Annotated in this window: 22 protein-coding genes; all 22 read left to right on the top strand. The window is 30.6% G+C overall.

The annotated features are described in order from the left end of the window. Window positions 1-3: 3 nt before the first annotated feature. The 22 genes from pseB to rfbD all read left to right on the top strand — a co-directional run bounded on the left by pseB (window position 4) and on the right by rfbD (window position 21,652). Window positions 4-1,014 carry a UDP-N-acetylglucosamine 4,6-dehydratase (inverting) gene (gene pseB, locus LPB89_RS15395; protein ID WP_132036370.1) on the top strand — a complete coding sequence of 337 codons (1,011 nt, stop codon included), beginning with the start codon at window positions 4-6 and terminating at the stop codon, window positions 1,012-1,014. Between the two features lie 3 nt (window positions 1,015-1,017). After that, complete coding sequence (locus tag LPB89_RS15390) at window positions 1,018-1,908, top strand: SDR family oxidoreductase (RefSeq protein WP_230702619.1); 891 nt, start codon at window positions 1,018-1,020, stop codon at window positions 1,906-1,908. After that, window positions 1,901-2,971: an N-acetylneuraminate synthase family protein gene (locus LPB89_RS15385; RefSeq protein ID WP_230702618.1), complete on the top strand. Its 1,071-nt coding sequence runs from the start codon at window positions 1,901-1,903 to the stop codon at window positions 2,969-2,971. Before LPB89_RS15390 ends, LPB89_RS15385 begins: the two co-directional genes overlap by 8 nt. A 3-nt stretch (window positions 2,972-2,974) precedes the next feature. Then, window positions 2,975-3,499 (top strand): GNAT family N-acetyltransferase, encoded by a 525-nt coding sequence (locus LPB89_RS15380; protein WP_230702617.1) that lies wholly within the window; start codon window positions 2,975-2,977, stop codon window positions 3,497-3,499. A 2-nt stretch (window positions 3,500-3,501) separates the two neighbouring features. Then, window positions 3,502-4,206 carry a pseudaminic acid cytidylyltransferase gene (gene pseF / locus LPB89_RS15375; RefSeq protein ID WP_230702616.1) on the top strand — a complete coding sequence of 235 codons (705 nt, stop codon included), beginning with the start codon at window positions 3,502-3,504 and terminating at the stop codon, window positions 4,204-4,206. A gap of 173 nt (window positions 4,207-4,379) precedes the next feature. Then, window positions 4,380-5,819, top strand: a complete 1,440-nt coding sequence (locus LPB89_RS15370) for an MBOAT family protein (RefSeq protein WP_230702615.1) — start codon at window positions 4,380-4,382, stop codon at window positions 5,817-5,819. A gap of 1 nt (window position 5,820) precedes the next feature. Further along, entirely contained in the window at window positions 5,821-6,762 is a 942-nt protein-coding gene (locus LPB89_RS15365; protein WP_230702614.1) for a hypothetical protein, read from the top strand. A 13-nt stretch (window positions 6,763-6,775) separates the two neighbouring features. After that, window positions 6,776-7,813: a hypothetical protein gene (locus tag LPB89_RS15360; protein ID WP_230702613.1), complete on the top strand. Its 1,038-nt coding sequence runs from the start codon at window positions 6,776-6,778 to the stop codon at window positions 7,811-7,813. Between the two features lie 110 nt (window positions 7,814-7,923). Beyond that, window positions 7,924-9,180 carry a hypothetical protein gene (locus tag LPB89_RS15355; RefSeq protein WP_230702612.1) on the top strand — a complete coding sequence of 419 codons (1,257 nt, stop codon included), beginning with the start codon at window positions 7,924-7,926 and terminating at the stop codon, window positions 9,178-9,180. Between the two features lie 4 nt (window positions 9,181-9,184). Further along, window positions 9,185-10,609: a lipopolysaccharide biosynthesis protein gene (locus LPB89_RS15350; RefSeq protein WP_230702611.1), complete on the top strand. Its 1,425-nt coding sequence runs from the start codon at window positions 9,185-9,187 to the stop codon at window positions 10,607-10,609. A gap of 7 nt (window positions 10,610-10,616) precedes the next feature. Then, the gene (locus LPB89_RS15345) at window positions 10,617-11,714 is read left to right on the top strand and encodes a glycoside hydrolase family 99-like domain-containing protein (RefSeq protein WP_230702610.1); all 1,098 of its coding nucleotides are present in this window, start codon (window positions 10,617-10,619) and stop codon (window positions 11,712-11,714) included. A 4-nt stretch (window positions 11,715-11,718) separates the two neighbouring features. After that, window positions 11,719-12,837, top strand: a complete 1,119-nt coding sequence (gene wecB, locus LPB89_RS15340) for a non-hydrolyzing UDP-N-acetylglucosamine 2-epimerase (RefSeq protein WP_230702609.1) — start codon at window positions 11,719-11,721, stop codon at window positions 12,835-12,837. Next, entirely contained in the window at window positions 12,827-13,900 is a 1,074-nt protein-coding gene (locus LPB89_RS15335; protein WP_230702608.1) for a hypothetical protein, read from the top strand. The genes wecB and LPB89_RS15335 overlap by 11 nt, the downstream gene beginning before the upstream one ends. 14 nt (window positions 13,901-13,914) lie before the next feature. After that, window positions 13,915-14,943, top strand: a complete 1,029-nt coding sequence (locus LPB89_RS15330; protein ID WP_230702607.1) for an EpsG family protein — start codon at window positions 13,915-13,917, stop codon at window positions 14,941-14,943. 36 nt (window positions 14,944-14,979) lie between these two features. Further along, window positions 14,980-15,819, top strand: coding sequence for a glycosyltransferase family 2 protein (locus tag LPB89_RS15325; RefSeq protein WP_230702606.1), 840 nt, complete (start codon window positions 14,980-14,982; stop codon window positions 15,817-15,819). Between the two features lie 40 nt (window positions 15,820-15,859). Next, complete coding sequence (locus LPB89_RS15320; protein WP_230702605.1) at window positions 15,860-16,567, top strand: glycosyltransferase; 708 nt, start codon at window positions 15,860-15,862, stop codon at window positions 16,565-16,567. A 10-nt stretch (window positions 16,568-16,577) separates the two neighbouring features. After that, the gene (locus tag LPB89_RS15315; RefSeq protein ID WP_230702604.1) at window positions 16,578-17,150 is read left to right on the top strand and encodes a DapH/DapD/GlmU-related protein; all 573 of its coding nucleotides are present in this window, start codon (window positions 16,578-16,580) and stop codon (window positions 17,148-17,150) included. Between the two features lie 13 nt (window positions 17,151-17,163). Then, window positions 17,164-18,297: an NAD-dependent epimerase/dehydratase family protein gene (locus tag LPB89_RS15310; RefSeq protein WP_230702603.1), complete on the top strand. Its 1,134-nt coding sequence runs from the start codon at window positions 17,164-17,166 to the stop codon at window positions 18,295-18,297. After that, entirely contained in the window at window positions 18,297-19,322 is a 1,026-nt protein-coding gene (locus LPB89_RS15305) for a hypothetical protein (RefSeq protein WP_230702602.1), read from the top strand. Before LPB89_RS15310 ends, LPB89_RS15305 begins: the two co-directional genes overlap by 1 nt. After that, complete coding sequence (locus tag LPB89_RS15300; RefSeq protein ID WP_230702726.1) at window positions 19,291-20,247, top strand: NAD-dependent epimerase/dehydratase family protein; 957 nt, start codon at window positions 19,291-19,293, stop codon at window positions 20,245-20,247. Before LPB89_RS15305 ends, LPB89_RS15300 begins: the two co-directional genes overlap by 32 nt. A gap of 8 nt (window positions 20,248-20,255) precedes the next feature. Further along, window positions 20,256-20,804 (top strand): dTDP-4-dehydrorhamnose 3,5-epimerase, encoded by a 549-nt coding sequence (gene rfbC / locus LPB89_RS15295; protein WP_230702601.1) that lies wholly within the window; start codon window positions 20,256-20,258, stop codon window positions 20,802-20,804. Beyond that, on the top strand, window positions 20,804-21,652 hold the full coding sequence (rfbD, locus tag LPB89_RS15290) for a dTDP-4-dehydrorhamnose reductase (protein WP_230702600.1): 849 nt from the start codon (window positions 20,804-20,806) through the stop codon (window positions 21,650-21,652). Before rfbC ends, rfbD begins: the two co-directional genes overlap by 1 nt. Window positions 21,653-21,654 lie beyond the last annotated feature (2 nt).

Raw genomic sequence — 21,654 nt, 5'->3', positions numbered from 1 at the left:
CATATGTTAAATAATAAAACGATACTTATAACCGGAGGAACTGGTTCTTTGGGTAAGGCCCTGACAAAGCATATTTTTAAAACTTATCCATCCGTTAAAAAAGTGATTATCTTTTCAAGAGACGAGCAAAAGCAGTTTCAGATGGCACAAGAATATCCTACAGATAAATATCCGCAAATACGTTTTTTATTGGGTGATGTTAGAGATGAGCAAAGATTGATTAGAGCTTTTCAGGGAGTAGATTATGTTATCCATGCGGCGGCGATGAAACATGTTCATTTAGCAGAATATAATCCTGATGAATGTATTAAAACAAATATTGGTGGTGCTCAAAATGTAATTCATGCAGCAATGCAGACTAATGTACAAAATGTAGTTGCATTATCAACAGATAAAGCTTGCGCTCCTATTAATCTTTATGGCGCAACTAAGCTAACATCAGATAAATTATTTGTTGCAGCTAATAATATAAAAGGTTTTAATCCTATAAAATTTTCAGTAGTAAGATATGGAAATGTTATGGGATCTAATGGCTCTGTTATTCCATTTTTCATTAATAAAAAGAAAGAAGGGAAGTTGCCAATTACAGATTTAGCAATGACACGTTTTAATATCTCTCTTCAGGGAGGTGTAGATATGGTTATGCATGCTATGGAACATGCTTGGGGGGGAGAAATCTTTATACCTAAAATACCGTCTTATAAAATTACAGATGTTGCAGAAGCAATTGCACCAGATTGCCCAATTGAAGTAGTTGGAATTAGACCAGGTGAAAAAATACATGAAGAAATGATTACTGCTTCGGATTCATTTTACACGTATGATCTTGGGAAATATTATACAATACTACCTTCTGTTCCAAAATTTAAAATAGAAGAGTTCTTAAATCATTTTAAAGCAGTAAAAGTTGAGGAAGGATTTAATTATAATTCAGGCTCAAACGAAGATTGGGAAACTGTTAATTCTTTAAGGGGTTTAATAAAAGAGCATGTTGATGCTAATTTTGAAATTTAAAAAATGAATAAAAATGTTCTAATTACAGGTATTAGTGGTATGCTTGGTAAATCTGTATATAGAAGTTTTCTAAAATCTGAAAAATATCATATACATGGTATTTCAAGAAAAGTTGATTATTCAGTTTCTGGAGTAACCATGTTTTATGGTGATTTGTCTTCAGCAGATTTTGTGAACTCAATTGATCACATTTTTTTTGATGCTATTATTCATTGTTCGGCTGAAGTTAATGTAAATTTATGCGAAAAGGATAGAGATTTAGCTTATAAATCAAATGTTGAGGCTACTATGAATGTCTTCTCAATATTGAAAGCAAAAAAGTATCTATATATATCTACTGACTCTGTTTTTGATGGTGATAATGGTGATTATCTTGAAAATTCAAAAGTAAATCCTCTAAATTATTACGCCGAAACAAAGCTGTTAGGAGAGAATGCGGTTAAAGAATGTACTCCAAGTTATTATATTTTAAGGACAAATATTTATGGATTTAATAAACCAATAAAAAATTCACTTTTTGAATGGGGTTATTCAGAGCTAAACAAGGGAGTTGAACTAAATGGATTTGCTAATATGTTTTTTAATCCATTATATGTTGGGCAATTAGCGGAGTTAATCGAACAAATAGTTGAAAAAGATATAGAGTTTGGAGTTTATAATATTTCTTGTGATGATAAAATATCAAAATATGATTTTCTGCAAAAAATAGCACAAGAGTTTGGTTTTTCTTCAGATTTAATAAAGCCAGTTATTTTTAAGCAAACTGATCTTATTGCAAAAAGAGCATTAAATACAACTTTAAACAATTCTAAAATTCAGAACGCAATTAAAACTTTTGATTTCTCAATAAATAAAGGTTTTTCTATGTTAAAAAAAGATTTAAAAAATGAGTAAAAAAATTAAATTTGGAAATAGAGTTATAGGTAATGGTGAACCATTATATTTCATTGCTGACATAGGCGCTAACCATGATGGTAGTCTGGAAAGGGCATATAAATTAATAGAATTAGCAAAAGAGGCAGGGGCTGATGCTGCAAAATTTCAAAATTTTCAGGCTTCTAAGATTGTAAGCAAGGTGGGTTTTGAAAAATTAGGTTCTCAGTTGTCACATCAGGCTTCATGGAAAAAAAGTGTTTATGAAGTATATGAAGATGCAAGTTTATCTTGGGATTGGACGCCATTATTAAAAGCGAAATGTGACGAAGTTGGAATTGATTTTTTTACAAGTGCGTATGATTTTGAATCAGTTGATGAGGTTGATCCATATGTTGATTTATATAAAATAGGATCAGGTGATATTACATGGATTGAAATTTTAGAATATATAGCAAAAAAAAATAAACCTGTTTTACTTGCAACAGGTGCATCAGAAATGACAGATGTAGTTAGAGCAATGAATGCAATTGAAGCAATTACTGATGACGTAGTGTTGATGCAATGTAATACAAATTACACTGTAGATAAAGATAAATTTAAGTATGTCAATTTAAACGTTCTTAAAAATTTTGCACTTAGATTTCCTAATGTAATTCTGGGATTATCCGATCACACTTTTGGGCATGCAACAGTTTTAGGAGCTGTAGCATTGGGTGCTGTAGTTATCGAAAAACATTTTACTGATAATAATGAAAATGAGGGACCTGATCATAAATTTGCGATGAATCCAAAGTCCTGGAGAGAAATGGTCGAAAACGCTAATGAGGTCTATTATGCATTAGGTGACGGTATAAAAAGGATTGAGGAAAATGAAAAAAAATCTTTAGTAGTTCAAAGAAGATCTTTACGCTCCACAGCAAATTATGAAATTGGTCATATAATTACCGAGGGAGACTTAGAGGCTCTCAGACCTATAACAGAAGATGGTTTTGCACCTTATCAGTTGAAAGATCTTTTAGGGAAGAAATTGACGCATTCAATTGGAAAAGGAGAACACATTACAAAAAATCATATTCAATAAGATATGTTAAAAGGAAAAATAACTGGCTTACGTGCCCTTGAAAAAGAGGATTTGGTTTTTCTACGTGATTGGCGAAATAATCCTGATTTTAGGAAAAACTTTAGAGAACATAAGGAGCTTAATTTACAAAATCAAGAAAATTGGTTTAATCGAACCTACAGTAATCCAAATGATTTTATGTTTGTTATTGTAGATTTAAAAAATAATGAACCAATAGGGGCATGTGGTCTTTTGTATACAAACTGGATCAACAGATCTAGTGACTTTTCATTTTATATTGGTTATAACGATCTTTACATAGATGAAGTGTATGCTTTTGATGCTGCAAATACTCTTATAAAATATGGCTTTGAGGATTTAAATCTAAATAAAATATGGATGGAGCTTTATGAATATGATTTAAAAAAAATTGACTTTTTCAAAGACCGATTTAATTTTAAAGTTGATGGTAAATTGAGACAAAATGCTTTTGCTGAAGGCAAGTATTGGGACTCATTTATTATATCATTGTTAAAGTCTGAGTTTTAAGAATGGAAAAAAAAATTGCTATAATACCCGCAAGGGGTGGAAGTAAAAGAATACCGAGAAAAAATATTAAAGATTTTTTTGGTAAACCCATAATTGCTTATTCGATTGAAGTTGCTTTACAAAGCGGCTTATTTGATGAGGTAATGGTTTCAACAGATGATGAAGAAATAGCTGATATTGCAGTTAATTATGGTGCAAAAGTACCTTTTTTACGTTCTTCGGAAAATTCTGACGATCTTGCAACAACAGCGGATGTATTACTGGAAGTTATTGATAAATATAAAAAGGAGTTTGATATTGATATTAAAACAGCATGTTGCATATATCCAACATCTCCTTTGACTCAGATAAGTCAATTAATGGAAGGGAATCGTTTATTGGAGGTAAATAATTACGATTCAGTATTTCCAGTTGTTGCATTTAGCTTTCCAGTTTGGAGAGGAATAGATTTAGATAGTCAAAATCTGGTAACTATGCAGTGGCCTGAATTTTATAATTCCCGTTCACAGGATTTAAAGACTCTGTATCATGATGCAGGACAATGGTATTGGTTTAAGAGCGACTCTTTAAAGGAGAGTAAAAAGCTTTACATGAATAAAAGTTATGGTTATGTTTTGGACGATACCGAAGTTCAGGACATTGACAATTTGGTTGATTTTAAGCTGGCAGAGTTAAAATATCAATTATTGAAAGACGTATTGTCTTAGCTATTCCTCCAATAGAAGATGAAAATCATAGTGTGGGTTAAAGATTAAAAATAAATGTTTCTTTTAATGAAGTTCCAATTTCAAGTATAATAATGAGGTTATTTGAAGTTTTTGAATGAATAATCAAAAAGAACGAAATGAGATGAATTTTATAAATTAAATAAATATTTTGAATGCTTTTTAATTCGATTAGTTTTGCTGTTTTTTTGCCAATTATTTTTATTTTGTATTGGTTTGTAACTAATAAGTCTTTAAAATTTCAAAATTTCTTATTACTGGGAGCAAGTTATTTTTTTTATGCTTGTTGGGATTGGAGGTTTCTCTTTCTATTAGTTTTCTCAACACTATTAGATTTCTATTCGGCCATAGCAATGTCGAATGCAAAAAATGATCAAATTAAGAAGTTTTGGTTTTGGTTAAGCATTTCCATAAATCTGGGCTTTTTAGGCGTTTTTAAGTATTATAATTTTTTTGCTGAATCTTTTTCAAGTGCAATCTCTAATTTTGGATTACATATCAATACATGGACTTTAAATATTATTTTACCTGTAGGTATTTCATTTTACACATTCCACGGCTTATCTTATGTAATTGACTGTTATCAGAATAAAATAAAAGAAGAAAGAAATTTTATCGATTATTCTCTATTTGTCAGTTTCTTTCCTTTATTAGTAGCTGGCCCAATTGAAAGGGCAACACATCTTCTTCCTCAAATAAAAAATCAAAGAATATTTAACTACGAAAATGCTATTTCTGGTTTAAGGCAAATTCTTTGGGGGTTATTTAAGAAAGTTGTAATTGCAGATCAATGTGCCCAATATGCAAATATGGTATTTAATAATTCTGAAAATTATTCTGGAAGTACTTTATTGATAGGGGCTGTTTTTTTTGCTTTACAAATTTATGGTGATTTTTCAGGATATTCTGACATAGCACTTGGTGTAGCAAGATTATTTGGTTTTGAACTTTTAAAAAACTTTGCTTTTCCATATTTTTCGAGAGATATAGCTGAGTTTTGGAGAAGATGGCATATTTCGCTATCAACATGGTTTAGAGATTACTTATATATTCCACTTGGAGGAGGAAGAGGTGGCACCTGGATAAGAATCCGAAATACATTTGCAATTTTTTTAGTCAGCGGTTTTTGGCATGGCGCTAATTGGACTTTTATTGTGTGGGGTGGATTAAATGCTTTACTAATGATGCCTTCTATTATCAACCATACTAACAGAGCTAATATGGAGATAGTGGCAAAAGGAAGTTTGTTGCCTACATTTAAAGAGTTTTTTCAAATATGCTCTACATTTCTTTTAGTCGTTTTTGTTTGGATATTTTTCAGAGCAGAAAGTCTTACTCATGCATTTCAATATATTGGCGGAATTTTTTCAAATACGATATTTTCTTTGCCTGCGATACAGATACCAAAAAGACTTATTTTTATAATTTTTGTTTTTATTTTTATTGAATGGTTAGGGAGAGAGAATGAATTTGCACTGCAAAAAATTAATTTAAGAACTCCAAAACTATTAAAGTGGGGATTATATTACGTTTTAATTTTTTTGATACTTTATTATGCAGGTTCTGATGAACAATTTATTTACTTCCAATTTTAATATGAAAAAATTTATACATACGATTTTTCTTTTTGTTATTTTTAGTTGTTTCATAAGTGCATTATTGGGCTTTATTATAGTAGTAAAGTATAAAATTACAGCTAAAGACATTCCTGCATTACATTTTTCAGAAAGCTACTCATTTAATGAAAAAATGATGTTCTTGTTAAACAAGAATAAAAATATCAATACTTTGGCAATTGGCTCATCAATGACGTTATACAATTTGAACTCTGAAGTAGTAAAAAAAGAATTGAAATCGGATAGTTTCCTAAATACTGCTTCGTGGGGCATGTCTATAAAAGACGATTACTATTTTTTAAAGACATTACACAAATATTTTAAAATAAAACAGTTATTGCTATCGGCTAACATAGGGGATTATTCACATGATGTCGATGAAAAAAAAATAAAATATGATTATGCGGAAAATTTCCTGATCTATAAAAAATCTTTTAGCGTAGAAAATTTTAGTATTAAATACTATCTTGATAATTTTGAATTTGCAAGGAAAGTAAGAAGTTGTAAGGGGTGTGATGAAAGTTTACAATTTGATCAGTCGGGTGGCGTAACTCATAAGAAGAAAGGTTTTTTAATCAATAATGAAAGATGGAAAAGTAATGGGCTGTCTGGAGAAACTAATGAAATTCAGTATAATTATTTGGACAGTATAGAAAATTTTTCAAAAAAAAATAAAATTAAACTTATAGTTTTTGAATCTCCTTTTCGAGAAGGAATTTATACTACATTAAGTACGGCTAACAAGAAAAAGTTTGAAATTCATTTGCAAAAGGTTAGAGATATTTGCAAAAAAAATAATTCATTATATGTGGATGCTAATAATCGACTATGGCCTGATTCACTTTATGTGGATGCAAAACATTTTAATGAAGATGGAGCAAAATTATATACTAAATACTGTTTTGATATTATTAAAAGATAACCCATAATTTCATATGAAAAAAAAACTACTCGGTTTATTTGTTGGTTTGCTAATTTGTACGGCATGTACTTCACAAGATTACGATGATGATGATAGTTTTATTACTCAACGAATTACAGATAATCAGGATAGCCATCAAGGTTTTACAGATTTAGTGTTCTTTGACAATCAGTTTTTTTTAGTATTTCGGGAATCAAGCAGCCATGCATATGGCACCGATGGTATTGTGAAATTGTATAGTAAAGGAAGTGATGATAAATGGACTTTTGTAAGAGAATTTAAGGTTGATGGATTTGATTTGCGAGATCCTAAATTTTCAATTCACGAAAATAATTTGATGCTCTACATACACGGGACCACTTTTGAAGGTAAAAAAGTTGTTGGTTTTACAGATTACAATTCTAGCTATTCAGTAGATAAAGGTTGGAACGAATTACAAGATGTTAAGTTAGATAATTTGAAATCGGGTGCAGAAAAATTAAAGGGTAATGAAGCCTGGCCCTGGAGAGTTACATGGTATAAGAATGTCGCTTACAGTGTGGGATATAATTATTCCGGAATATTTGATTTATACAATAGTGACAATGGATTATTTTTCAAAAGTACTAATAGCTTTTCAAATATTCCCAAGATGCCAACAGAGGCCACTCTTAGAGTTAATAATGAGGGTCAGTTTTATATTTTGGCGAGAAGAAATTATGGAAATGCAATTATAGGCAGATCAAACATTTCTCTGACGGATTGGGATTGGTTTTCCGAAATACCAATTCTTAATTTTGGAGGACCTAATTTTTTATTGACAGGAAATAACAATATGTTAATTTCAGGTAGAGAAAATGATCAACTTGTATTGGGAGAATATGATATGGCTGAGAAAACATATAATCGGCTTTTAACGTTAAAAAGTGGTGGTGACTGTGGATACGCCGGGATGGTTAGAAAAGATAACTTTTTATGGATTAGTTACTATTCTTCTCATGAATGTGCTAAGGGATCTTCAATATATATAGCTAAAATTAATTTGGATAAATTAAAAGGGTATAAAGAATGATCTAAATCCAATAGTACTTTTTTACACATTACTTAATTTTTTTTGCCGTATTTATTATCATTAAATACACATTTTGGAGGTTATATATGGATACATATCTTATTAAATATTTGAGAGACAATTTAGAGAATGAATTGTCAAAAAAATATATAGATTTTTTTAAAATTGAGTTAGACTGGCATATTTACAATTCAGAGAGACATATCTCAAAAGAATATCATAGAAATAGGGAAAAAGGCTGGAAAGAGAAGACAGTGTCTCTATTACAGTATTCAAATGCGATTTTTGAGAAACCTAAACATTCAGAAAAACTGAATATTTTGTCGACGATAAGTTTTTCTGATAAGAACTTATTATCTAACGCAGGTTTTAATCCTTATTCTCCTGTTTGGCAACCAATGGGAAAGAAAAATATCTTCGGAGATTTAAAAACAATTAGCTGGCATAAAAAAATTCAAAATTTAATTCAAGAGAAAGATTTTTATGAATATCTAAATGTAAATTTATATGAGGAATTAGAAGACTTTCAAAAGTATTTAATAGACAAGTATAGAGAAAAAGACTTTAGAGCTTTCTTAGTTAGTAGTGATCAATATTTCTACAGCAAATATTTTATTGATCTTTTTAAAAAACTTGACAGGCCGTCATTAGTTTTCTCTCATGGATTACCGGCAATATACTCAACAGATGTAGATAATAGGTCCGATTACTTAATGGTTTGGAGCGAAAAAATCAAGCAGAATTATATTAATTCAGGTTTCGATGAAGCAAAAATTAAAGTTATTGGAAACCTTAAATATAAAATGATACCTAATAATAAAGAGTTAAGATCTAATTTGTCAGATGTACTTATTGTTCCAGTATCATCAATTCTTTGGCATCAACATGAATATGATACTACTGTCCTTGTCGATAAGAGTATGATTGTTTTGTATTTATATAAAGTGCAATCAGTATTAAAAAAATTGGGAGTTAAAAAAGCCAGATACCGACCACATCCATCGATTGATAAACAATGGGTTCATGCCTTTTTAGATCAGGATTTTTTTATTTGTGACAATGAATCTCTTGAAGATTCTCTTAAGCACTCATCTTTGGTAATAGGTGCAACCTCTACAGTACTATTGGAATCTTTAGTAAATGGTGTTAACTATCTGGTATTTGAGCCTAAAGAAGAAAATAATATAAACATGGCAGGACTTAAGTTAGTTCCTCCATTTGATGGTTCTGATGAAAAAGTTATGATTGCATGTAATGAAGATGAATTGGAAAAAATGCTAAGATTTAATGCTTTAACAGATTATAGTCTTGTTCGTGACTATATTCAGGATTTTGATATATCAATTTTAAAAGAATTGATAAAATAATTTTATGACAGATAATAAAAAGTTAGTTAAGAATACTACAATTTACGCTTTAGGAGACATCGTTCCCCGATTACTTGGATTTATAAGTTTCCCTATCCTTACCCGATATTTATCTCCTGCAGATTATGGTATTGTAAATTACGTGGGCACACTAACAACTTTTATGTTAGCCTTAGGTTTTTTATGTATAAATACTTATTATTTAGTTTTTTATTATAGATGTGAAGATGACATCACAAGGAAAAAGTTATTAGGAAACCTTACTTCTTTTGTCATTTTATTTAATGTGTTCATTGTAGTGCTGTTTGTGCTATTTGGACCCTATTTTTTTTCATTGCTTGGAAGTAATATTTCTTTTTATCCTTTTATATTAATAGGTGTTTTTACCAATTTTTTTAATATTTTTTCGATACTTCCTTCAGCATTATATAGACTTTTGGAAAAGCCTTTAATGCTTACAGTAATAAATATTTCAAGAGGAGTAATAACACTTGTACTAACACTAGTATTGGTAGTCTATTTTAATTATTCTGCATTAGGAGTTTTATTGGCGGGACTGTTGGTTAATTTTATATATGCATTTGTTTTTCTCTATATTTCCAGAAAACATATCATATGGAATCTTTGCCTTAAACAAATAAAGGAAGTTCTGTTATTTTCTTTACCACTTGTCCCAGGTACTTTAGCCTATTATGTTACAACAATTTCTGACAGGATTTTGATAGACAAATATCTTAGTTTAAATGATTTGGGTATTTATAGTACAGCATCAACATTGGCATTGATCCTTAATATTTTCGCCTATGGAGCTTATAAGGCTTTTGAGCCTTTTATATTTAAAACCTGGGGGACTGACGGATTTATCAAAACGTTTGAAAATATAAGGAATGGCTTTGTCTACGTTTTACTTATTGGCGTATTATGCTTAAGTGTATTTTCAAAAGAGTTTTTTCAAATAATGTCAAATCCGCAATTTCATGGAGCATATTGGTATGTTCCAATGATAATAATTGGAGTGTACAGTTCTTCTCTAAGTATGTTATACGGCACTATTATTACAGCACAATCCAAGACCAAGATAAATTCCCTTATTAATATTATTGGTGCAGGTATCAGTATTGTTTTAAATATATTTTTACTGCCTTTATATGGCCTTGTGGTTGCAGCCCTAGTCTCTAGTTTTTCTATGACTGTCATGTTATCTATCTCAATGTGGTATTCACGATTACAAATTAGTCATATCAGGCCTTTCATTAGCATCTTAGTAATCTCAACAGCTATATTTATTTTGGTATATATTATCGATATTGATAGTATACTACTTTCTATATTAATTAAATCTATTGCGATATTAATAGTAATCGCAATTTTATCATTAACTCTTGCCATTAATCCGATTAAGAGCATTATTGGATTCTATAAAAAATAATTAATTTATGATAACAAAAGCCCGTTTAATTGCATTTTATTTACCACAGTTTCATCCAATACCCGAGAATGATGAGTGGTGGGGAAAAGGGTTTACAGAATGGACAAATGTAGGAAAAGCCAAGCGTTTGTTTCGAGGACACGAACAGCCTAAAATTCCTGCAGATTTAGGCTATTATGATTTACGTTTGAAGGAAACCAGAAAAGCTCAGGCAGATTTAGCAAGAGAACATGGTGTTGAAGGATTTTGTTACTGGCATTATTGGTTTGGTAACGGAAAAAGATTAATTGAGCAGCCCTTTAATGAAGTCGTAAATTCAGGAGAACCGGATTTTCCATTTTGTCTGGCTTGGGCAAATGACTCATGGATGGCTAAATTATGGAATAGCGAAGGCACATGTGTAAAAGAAACACTGCAGGAACAACTTTATTTAGGAGACGAAGATTATATTGAGCATTTTAATGCTCTTTTGCCTGCATTTAAAGATAAAAGATACATACGTGTAGAGGATAAACCACTCTTTATGATTTATAAACCGTTAGAGTTTCCTGATGTTACCCGCTTTATTGAATTGTGGCAGGAGCTGGCCAAACAAAATGGACTTAAAGGAATTTATTTTGTCGGACAAACTCCAAACATAAAAAAACGAGAAAAGATCTTATCAAAAGGATTTGATGCTGTTAATGTTGTAAGATTATTTGAATATGTAAGGTATGGCAGAAGCCTGACAAGAAGAGCTTTTGATAAAATTAAAAGAAAGGTATTTAGGCTTCCATTTGTTTTTCAATATAAAGACGCAATGAAAAATTTCGTTGGAACAGAGGATTCTGATTTAAATGTAATGCCTTCGATCGTACCCAATTGGGATCACACACCGCGCAGTGGTCTGGGAGGACACGTTTATCTTAATGCTACGCCTGAACTTTTTGGGAAACATGTTGAGCAGGTATTAGAAAAAATAAAAGATAAACCTGAAGACAAGCGTATCGCTTTTATCAAATCGTGGAATGAATGGGGAGAAGGTAATTATCTTGAGCCAGATTTGAAATATGGCTTATCTCATCTTGAAGAATTGAAAAAAACCTTAAATGCCTTTGAAAAATAAATGTATGAAAAAAATACTCATCGTTTTTGGAACCAGACCAGAAGCTATAAAAATGGCACCACTGGTAAAGGAGTTTCAAAATCATAAGGATAAATTTGAGACAAAGGTTTGTGTTACTGCTCAGCATAGAGAAATGTTAGATCAGGTTTTAGATTTTTTTGAAATTGTTCCGGATTTTGATCTCAATCTCATGAGACCAGGTCAAAATTTATCTCAACTAACATCTGATGTAATTTTAGGATTAAAACCAATACTGGAAAGTTTTACGCCCGATTTTGTTTTTGTTCATGGAGATACTACAACATCTACTGCTGCTGCTTTGGCATCATTTTATGCAAATACAAAAGTTTGTCATATAGAAGCAGGTTTAAGAACTCATAATAAGTTGTCTCCGTTTCCGGAAGAGATGAACAGACAGTTAACCGGTCGTTTGGCTGATTTACATTTTGCTCCGACCCAACAGGCTAAAAAGAACCTGCTGGATGAAGGAATTAGTGAAAAAGCAATCTTTGTAACAGGTAATACCGTAATTGACGCTCTTTTATTGGCAAAAGATAAGGTTGAAAATATTGAGGATAGTCAAATAAGTTTTTTAAAATCAATAATTGATCCTTCAAAGGAATTAATTGTTGTCACAGGGCATAGAAGAGAAAATTTTGGTGAAGGTTTTATAAATATTTGTCACGCTTTAAGACAACTTGCATTAGAACAAAATGTACAGATAATTTATCCTGTTCACTTAAATCCAAATGTTAAGGAACCTGTATTTTCAATCTTGGGTAACATACCAACTATAAACCTAATAGATCCTTTAGCTTATCCGGGATTTGTCTGGTTAATGAAACAGTCTAAAATAATAATTACGGATAGTGGTGGGGTTCAGGAAGAAGCACCAAGCCTTGGAAAACCTGTACTTGTGATGCGGGATACCACAGAAAGACCAGAGGCAGTAGCAGCAGGAACGGTAATTCTTGTAGGTACTAATACCGAAGAAATTGTTAAACAGGCAACCGCTTTACTGACAGATGATAATTTATACGAAAAAATGAGTAAAGCACATAATCCGTATGGTGATGGTTTAGCAAGCTATAATTGTGTTAAAATATTTTTGGATGGAAAGTAAACTGCTGATTTTAGCACCGTATCCGACACCTGAGAATAGTAAGGACGGAATGATTAGTCGTGTAAAAGCTATCGATACTTTACTGGAAAACATACCACGAACATATTTATATGTTTCACTAAGGAATTTTAAAGAAAGTAAAAATTATAAGGAAGGAATAGTAGATGTATATTCCCTCAATCTTTTATTACAGTTTGGGACAATATTAAAATTAATAAAAGAGCATAAATATATCTATTCACATTCTATTTACATGTTGAGTTTTTTATGGATTCTGATTTCTAAAAAAAATAATTCTTTGACTCTTGATTTACATGGAGTTGTTCCGGAAGAAGAAAAATATTTTAATAAAAGTAAAATCAGAGCTTCGTACTATAAATTTACAGAATCCCAGGTTTTTAAACGGTTGAAGAATGCAATTTGTGTTACAGATACTATGAAAATTCATTACCAGCAAAAGTACAAATGGTTTAAAGGTGATTTTTTGGTTTATAGTATTGTGCCTGATAACTTACACGTACAGGATCCCCATACAACAAATGGCATAAAAGAGAAAAATAAAGATAAAATCCAGGTTGTATACAGCGGCGGTGCACAAGCGTGGCAAAATGTTGATTTAATGATTGAATTTATTAAAAAAAATCAATCACCACGTATTCATTATACAATTCTTACTGGAGATAAAAAGACTTTTGAGGATAAATTAATGACAAATAATATAAACTTAGATTCTATTACAATCACTAGCAGGAATCCTTCCGACTTATGGAAAGATTACATAGCTGCAGATTATGCTTTAATATTAAGAGACGAAAATATAGTTAATAAGGTAGCTTGTCCCACTAAATTAATAGAATACCTGTATTATGGTTTGGTACCGATTGTTTTATCCGAAGAAATAGGAGATTATAAAAAAATGGGATATGACTTTATTAAAATAAATGATTTTGACAAAAATACCATTGAAAAGCCATTAGGAGCTAGTTCTAATAATATTAATATAGCTAAAAAGATTATAGAAATAAACGAGTCTGTTGATTTGCGTAATTTTATATTGAAATAACTTTAAGTCTTCAGATGATTTTAATACTGCTTTTTACATTTTTTACATTTTTAATGATTTCTCTCTTTCCTCCGGAAGATAGAATGATAAAAAATGCAATGTACATATGTCTGGGCCTCATTTTAATTTTCATCGCTGGTTTTCGGGGAGAAGGCGTTGATAGGGATTATAATAATTATGTAGAAATGTTTCATCAGCGGGAGTTTATTGTGATGGAACCTTCTTTTGTAGCTATCTCAATGTTTATTGAGGCTGTTTTTGGAGACAACCCTTTATTTTTGTTTTTAATTTTTGCAATATTGGGGGTCTCAATTAAATTAATTGCCATAAAGAAACTGACTAGTTTATGGTTTTTATCACTATTGGTTTATCTAAGCAATTTTTTCATATTGCATGAAATGACTCAGATTAGGGCAGGGATAGCCTCCTCTTTTTTACTGTTGTGTATTAAGCCAATTTATGACCGTAATCTGAAGCTTTTTTTGCTGTTTGCAATACTTGGAATTTCCTTTCATTATTCTGCTTTAGTAATTTTACCATTATGGTTTTTAGGAAATAAACCTCGCAGGAAATGGATGTTTTTTTCGATTCCGTTTGTCTATTTAATTTATTTTTCCGGAATAAATTTAATAGGTATTATTCCGATACCGGGAATACAGGAGAAAATTCAAATGTATCAGAAATTACAGGAAATTGGTGATCAGGAATCAACAGCAATCAATGTTTTTAATCTTGTTTTTTTATCTAAAATTGCAATATTTTACTTCTTGTTATTTAAATATGATCTAATACTTTATTACAACAAGTATTTTACAATTTTAATAAAAATTTATTGTATAGCATTAATGTTGTACCCTTTGCTTTCAAGTGTTCCCGCGATAGCAGTTCGTATAAATGAATTGTATGCTATTGTAGATGTTATATTGATTCCACTCCTGTACTATGCATTTAAGCCAATTTACTTTTCCAGGCTGATAGTGATTTCCATAGGATTTACACTTTTACTTGTTGTACTGTTTTACGTAAAATTGATTACAAATTAATATATAGAAATCCTTTTAATAAATAATTTTAATAATATGCTTTCTGCAGTTGTAGTCTTATATAATCCTGACGATACCATTCTAGAAAATATTGGTAGCTACATTAATTGGGTAAACTTTATCTATATTATTGATAATTCGGATAAGCCAAACGGCCATAAATTTTCTGATTTAGGTCCCAAAATTCAATATGTTTTTAATAACGGAAATCTTGGTATTGCGCAGGCTCTTAATATAGGATGTAAGATGGCCCTGTCAAATGGTTTTGAATGGATTATTACAATGGATCAGGATAGTAAGTTTCTGAATTTCACGGATAATGTAAAGGATCTACTATCAAATACTACCAATAAAAATATTGCTCTGTATTATCCGGATTACATAATTGATGGTAAATTATACGATAAATCTATAAAAGAAGAGAATGAGCCCATCATTGTGATGACATCTGGAAACATTGTAAACTTAAAAATTCATGAAAAAATAGGTGGATTTGAAGAAAAATTATTTATAGATTATGTTGATATAGAGTATTGTTTGAAACTAAAAAAAGAAGGTTATAACATTGCCAAATTACCAAATGTAGTATTACAGCATGAACTTGGGGATTCAAAACGCACTTCTTTCCTTTTTGTTAAAGCAATTGTGACGAATCACTCCAGTATCAGGAGATACTACATAACAAGAAATAGATTATATGTTAGAAATAAGTATAAAGATGTTTCAAATACCTTTGCAAAAATAGAAACAAGAATTTTTATAAATGATATTTTGAAAATTCTGATGTTTGAGAGCAATAAGATATCAAAAATTAAAAGTATAATTAAAGGTTACCTTGATTATCGTAACAATTGTTTTGGGATTTACAATAAATAATTAAAGGTATTACTACTAACTATATTAAATTTAAGATGAAATGATATCAGTATGTATTGCAACATATAATGGGGAAAAATATATTAGAGAACAGCTTTTATCTATACTCCTTCAGTTAGAATTACATGATGAAATTATAATTTCAGATGATCATTCAACTGATGAGACGATCTCAATTATTAAATCTTTAAATGATAACAGGATTAAAATCTTTTTCAATGTAAATAAAGGATATACGAATAATTTTCAAAACGCTATACTGCAAGCCTCAGGAGACCATATTTTTTTGTCTGATCAGGATGATGTCTGGGAAAAAAATAAAGTTAAGGTAATGTCTGAATTTTTAAAGGAGCATGATTTTGTTGTGAGTAATGCAAAAATTGTTGATGAAAATCTAGTACCGACCGGCTTGACTTTTTTTGAAATGCGGGGTGGAGGTAAGAAGGGGTTTTGGAGTAATTTAATTAAGGCAAAATATTTAGGCTGTTGCATGGCTTTTAATAAAAACATACTCCATAAATTAATACCATTTCCTGAAAAAGTCAAATTATGTCCTCATGATTTATGGCTGTCTTTGATTTCGGAATTTTACTATAAAACCTATGTAATCAGTGAACCTTTGGTTTTATATAGAAGACATGGTCAGAATGTATCAACAGGAGCTGCAAAAAGTACAAGTTCTTTTTTGTTTAAGGTGAAGTTCAGAGTGTATTCTTTTTTTAAAGTAATTTGCAGAGCTACAGCATAATTTTAATAATATGATTTTTAAAATATTTTGGATTATCAGAGCTTTGTTTTATAAAGCTTTTATAGGGAAAATCGGTTTTCCGTCATACATAGGGAAGCCTGTTTATCTGGGACGAATTAATCGGGTTTTTATAGGTAAAAAGGTGCGTATTTTTCCAGGTGCAAGAATTGAAGTAATTGACGATTTATCTTCAATTGTTTTTGAAGATGATATCTCTGTTGGACAAAATCTTCATATCATTTCTGGCGGGAACCTTATTATTAAAACCAGGACAACTATATCAGCGAATGTTTTTATAAGTAATGTAGACCACGATTATCAAGCAATAGAGGTTCATATATTAGACCAGCCAAATATAATCAAAGAAACCTTAATTGGCGAGAATTGTTTTATTGGTTATGGTGCGGTAATTCAGGCAGGAACTATATTGGGAAATCACTGCATTGTTGGATCAAACGCAGTGGTCCGGGGAAGTTTTCCAGATTATTCTGTAATAGTTGGAGCACCGGCAAAAATTGTTAAAAGATATAATGCAGATAAAAAACAATGGGAAAAAACAAATCCCGAGGGAACATTTATATAAAAAGTATTAAATCATGAAAAATATTTTGATTACGGGAGGAGCTGGATTTATAGGCAGCAATCTTTCTTTACAATTAATTAATAAAGGCTATTCAATAACAGTTTTAGATAATTTATCAACACAAATACATGGTGAAGACCCTAAAGTTACTTCTCCTCTTTACAAAAGCATAAAAGATAAAGTTACTTTTATTGAAGGTACAGTAACTTCTCGTGCAGATTGGGAAAAAGCCTTAAAAAATCAAGATGTTGTTGTCCATTTTGCAGCCGAAACAGGAACTGGACAATCTATGTATTGTATTGAAAAATATACCGAGGTTAATATTCAGGGTACTGCTATTATGCTTGATATTCTGGCAAATAGTCCGCATCAGGTTAAAAAAATTGTAATAGCTTCATCCAGATCGATCTATGGAGAAGGAAAGTATATCCATCCTGAATTGGGAGCAATTTATCCAGGTTACAGAAATGAAAAGGATATGTTAGAAGGGAAATTTGAATTGAATTATAAAGGCAGTTCAGATTTAATATTAGTAGCAACAGATGAAGAATCAAAAATTCATCCATCATCTGTTTATGGTATTACAAAACAGAATCAGGAACAAATGATTATGACGGTTTGCCCAACTATAGGAATTGCTCCGGTGGCGTTTAGATATCAAAATGTATACGGCCCGGGACAATCACTTTCTAATCCTTATACTGGAATACTATCCATATTTTCGACCCAGATTAGAAATAATAATCCAATTCAAATATTTGAAGATGGAAAGGAATCAAGAGATTTTGTTTTTATCGACGATGTCGTTCAGGCGACTATATTAGGGATTGAAAAAGAAGAAGCAAATGGTCATGTATTTAACGTAGGAACAGGAGTGCCAACAGATGTTGTTGAAGTGGCTAATTCTTTAATAGAGGCTTATGCTATTAATGTTCCCGTAACTATTACAGGTCGATTCAGATTAGGTGATATTCGCCACAATTATGCTGATTTAACGAAAATTAAAGAAAGATTGGGATTTGAACCCAAATTTACTTTTAAAGAAGGTATTAAGAAATTTTCGGCATGGGTATTAGACCAGGAAATTCAGGAAGATAAATTAAGTAAATCTCTGGACGAGATGGTTAAAAAAGGCTTATTGAAATAATGGACGATAAAAATTTTAATAATAAAAAGATACTTTTTCTTTCTGTAAAATTATTCAATTATGAGAATATTATTGCTGAAAAACTAAGGTTCCTTGGTGCAGAAGTAGATTATTATGATGAAAGACCCAATAATTCAAATTTTAGTAAAGGTATAATCAGATTAAAAAGAAGTCTTTATAATGTGACCATAACCAAGTACTATATTGAGATTTTAGAAAAAATTCGCGAAAAAAAATATGACTATTTCTTTTTGATAAAAGGAGAAGTAGTTCCTCAGTTTTTTATTGACAGGATAATTGAATTGAATCCCAAAATTATATTACTCTATTATACGTTTGATTCATTTGAAAATAACCCTAATGGTATTGCTATTTTAAAAAATTTCAATAGAAAGTATACATTCGATCCTAAAGATTCTGAAATTTATAATTTAAAATTTCGGCCATTATTCTTTTCCGATGATTATTACAAACTGGAAAGTCACAATAATCCCATCTATGATTTGTTATTTATCGGTACAGCACATTCTGACAGATATATTATTAGTGAAAAAGCCAGCATATGGTGTCTGAAAAATAAACTTAAAAGTTTTGCATTTTATTACTCACCCAGTAGAATTGTGTTTTTGTTTTTTAAATTGTTTGATTCTTCTTTCAAAAAATTTAATTACAATAAAATTTCTTTTTTTAGTTTAAAACATGAACAAATAATAGAATTATACAAACAATCAAAAGTTGTTTTAGATATAAATCATCCAAATCAAATAGGTTTGACAATGAGAGTGTTTGAAGCATTGGGTAGCGGAAAAAAAATAATTACAACAAACGCTGATATAAGAAGATATCCATTTTATAATGAAAATAATATTTATATCATTGATAGAAATAATATTGAATTCAATTACGATTTTTTCAATTTAAAATTTGAAGAGATAGACGAAAAAGTTTACGAAAAAATGTTTATCTCCGGATGGCTTAAAGAATTGTTTTTTGATGATTTTTCTTTTAATTGGCTGCAAAAATAGATATAGAGATACAATAATAATGAATATACTTCTAACAGGTTCAAATGGTTTTTTAGGTTCGATTATAAAAAAAGAATTAACTAAGGATTATAATATCAATACTTTATCCAGATCAAATTCTTTTTATAACGTTTCATTAGAAAAAGAAATCCCTGATTTTAACCAGGAATTTGATTTAGTTATTCATGCAGCAGGTAAAGCACATAGTATTCCAAAAACAGAGCTCGAAAAAAAACAATTTGACGATGTAAATTTTTTAGGAACATCAAATATTTTAAAAGGTTTAGAGAAATCCGGCCTGCCAAAACAATTTATTTTTATTAGTTCCGTTGCTGTTTATGGTCAGGATAAAGGTTATAATGTTAATGAGGAACATCCTTTACTTGCCTCTGATCCCTATGGATTAAGTAAGATTAAAGCAGAAAATCTCGTTATTGAATGGTGTGAAAAAAACAGTATTACTTATACAATTTTGAGATTACCGCTATTAGTAGGGCAAAATCCTCCCGGTAATTTAGGAGCGATGATAAAAGCCATTAATAATGGATACTATTTTAATATTGGAAAAGGACAAGCCAGAAAAAGTATGGTCTTGTGTAAAGATGTTGCATTATTACTCCCTGTTGTGGCACCAATAGGGGGGATTTATAATCTTACTGATGGTTTTCATCCTAACTTTCATGAATTAAGTATGGCTATTTCTAAGGGAAAAAAGCATTTTTCTTTACCAGCCTCCCTGGCTAAAATCATTGGAAAAATGGGTGATGTAATAGGAGATAAAGCACCTGTTAATTCGTTAAAAATTAAAAAAATAATTTCAGATCTGGTTTTTGACGATTCGAAAGCCAGAAAATTACTGAATTGGAATCCTGAACCAGTTTTGGTTTTTTTAAAAAATGAAAAGTTACAAAGTGATAAAAAATAATATTTAATATGAACATAGAAAAAACATTTATAAAAGATTTAGTAGTAGTGGAACCAACCGTTTTTGGAGATGAGAGAGGTTATTTTTTTGAATCTTACAGTAAAACTAAATTTTCAGATTTAGGGATTGAAATTGAATTTGTTCAGGATAATCAGTCTTTTTCTAAGAAAGGTACTTTACGCGGACTTCATTATCAAAATCCTCCTTTTGCCCAGACTAAATTAGTTCGTGTTTTAGAAGGAGAAATTATTGATGTTGCTGTAGATTTGAGAAAAGATTCACCCACTTATGGTAAAGCGTTTAGTGTTTTGTTATCAGCAGAAAATAAAAAACAGTTATTAGTGCCACAAGGTTTTGCACATGGTTTTTCAGTAATAAGCGAAACGGCTTCTGTAATGTATAAATGCGATCAGTTTTATAATAAAGCATCTGAGGGTGGAATTAAATTTGATGATCCGTCTCTAAATATTGATTGGGGAATGGATTTGGAGAACGCCATTGTTTCTGAAAAAGATCAGATACTTCCTTTTATTGAGAACTGTAATAGCTTATTTTAATGGAAAAAATACTTGTCACTGGCTCAAATGGGCAATTAGGGTCAGAATTGAAATTTTTGTCTGAAAATCATGCTCAGTTTGAATGGGTTTTCGCTGACAGAACTGAAATAACTTTAGATAATTTACCGGTTTTAGAAAAACAGTTAGAACAAATTCATCCCAATATAATTATTAATTGTGGTGCTTATACAGCTGTAGATAAAGCTGAATCTGAAGAGGAACTTGCAGATACAATCAATCATTTAGCGGTTGGTATTCTGGCAAACTGGTCTTCAAAAAACAATTCTAAGCTAATACATGTGTCTACTGATTATGTGTTTGATGGGACATCATCTACAGCTTTGACAGAGAATGCACCAACAAATCCCATAAATGTTTACGGAGCAACTAAACTGGCAGGGGAACATTTGTGTCTGCAAAAAAATCCGGAGGCAATAATCCTTAGAACATCATGGGTGTATTCAGGTTTTGGAAACAATTTTGTAAAAACCATGTCGCGATTGATGATTGAAAGAGATACGCTTAATGTAGTAAATGATCAGATAGGAAGTCCTACTTATGCTGCTGATCTCGCACAAGCTATTATAACAATAATTACACATTCGAATTGGACGGGCGGAATTTATAATTTTTCTAATGAAGGAGAAATTAGCTGGTACGAATTTGCATTAGCTATAAAAGAAATTGGAGGTTATACTTGTGAAGTAAGCGGAATTCCTTCTTCTTCATATCCTACTCCTGCAAAAAGACCGGCGTATTCTTTATTGGATAAATCTAAAATTAAAAAAGAATTTCAAGTCGCTGTTCCAAATTATAAAGAGAGTTTAAAAGTAATGATGAGTTTATAAAA

Source organism: Flavobacterium sp. ENC (genome assembly GCF_020991415.1).
Taxonomy (GTDB): domain Bacteria; phylum Bacteroidota; class Bacteroidia; order Flavobacteriales; family Flavobacteriaceae; genus Flavobacterium.
Note: the sequence above shows the minus strand (reverse complement) of the source record. Positions and strands in the feature narration are given on the sequence as shown.

Bases quoted from the DNA above. Each gene is read 5' to 3' on its own strand.
- LPB89_RS15370 (WP_230702615.1), top strand. From the start codon at position 4,380: ATGCTTTTTAATTCGATTAGTTTTGCTGTTTTTTTGCCAATTATTTTT.
- LPB89_RS15335 (WP_230702608.1), top strand. From the start codon at position 12,827: ATGGAAAGTAAACTGCTGATTTTAGCACCGTATCCGACACCTGAGAAT.
- LPB89_RS15315 (WP_230702604.1), top strand. From the start codon at position 16,578: ATGATTTTTAAAATATTTTGGATTATCAGAGCTTTGTTTTATAAAGCT.
- pseF (WP_230702616.1), top strand. From the start codon at position 3,502: ATGGAAAAAAAAATTGCTATAATACCCGCAAGGGGTGGAAGTAAAAGA.
- LPB89_RS15390 (WP_230702619.1), top strand. From the start codon at position 1,018: ATGAATAAAAATGTTCTAATTACAGGTATTAGTGGTATGCTTGGTAAA.
- LPB89_RS15300 (WP_230702726.1), top strand. From the start codon at position 19,291: ATGATTTTTCTTTTAATTGGCTGCAAAAATAGATATAGAGATACAATA.
- LPB89_RS15305 (WP_230702602.1), top strand. From the start codon at position 18,297: ATGGACGATAAAAATTTTAATAATAAAAAGATACTTTTTCTTTCTGTA.
- wecB (WP_230702609.1), top strand. From the start codon at position 11,719: ATGAAAAAAATACTCATCGTTTTTGGAACCAGACCAGAAGCTATAAAA.
- LPB89_RS15320 (WP_230702605.1), top strand. From the start codon at position 15,860: ATGATATCAGTATGTATTGCAACATATAATGGGGAAAAATATATTAGA.
- LPB89_RS15360 (WP_230702613.1), top strand. From the start codon at position 6,776: ATGAAAAAAAAACTACTCGGTTTATTTGTTGGTTTGCTAATTTGTACG.
- LPB89_RS15345 (WP_230702610.1), top strand. From the start codon at position 10,617: ATGATAACAAAAGCCCGTTTAATTGCATTTTATTTACCACAGTTTCAT.
- rfbC (WP_230702601.1), top strand. From the start codon at position 20,256: ATGAACATAGAAAAAACATTTATAAAAGATTTAGTAGTAGTGGAACCA.
- LPB89_RS15350 (WP_230702611.1), top strand. From the start codon at position 9,185: ATGACAGATAATAAAAAGTTAGTTAAGAATACTACAATTTACGCTTTA.
- LPB89_RS15325 (WP_230702606.1), top strand. From the start codon at position 14,980: ATGCTTTCTGCAGTTGTAGTCTTATATAATCCTGACGATACCATTCTA.
- LPB89_RS15330 (WP_230702607.1), top strand. From the start codon at position 13,915: ATGATTTTAATACTGCTTTTTACATTTTTTACATTTTTAATGATTTCT.
- LPB89_RS15385 (WP_230702618.1), top strand. From the start codon at position 1,901: ATGAGTAAAAAAATTAAATTTGGAAATAGAGTTATAGGTAATGGTGAA.
- pseB (WP_132036370.1), top strand. From the start codon at position 4: ATGTTAAATAATAAAACGATACTTATAACCGGAGGAACTGGTTCTTTG.
- LPB89_RS15365 (WP_230702614.1), top strand. From the start codon at position 5,821: ATGAAAAAATTTATACATACGATTTTTCTTTTTGTTATTTTTAGTTGT.
- LPB89_RS15310 (WP_230702603.1), top strand. From the start codon at position 17,164: ATGAAAAATATTTTGATTACGGGAGGAGCTGGATTTATAGGCAGCAAT.
- LPB89_RS15380 (WP_230702617.1), top strand. From the start codon at position 2,975: ATGTTAAAAGGAAAAATAACTGGCTTACGTGCCCTTGAAAAAGAGGAT.
- rfbD (WP_230702600.1), top strand. From the start codon at position 20,804: ATGGAAAAAATACTTGTCACTGGCTCAAATGGGCAATTAGGGTCAGAA.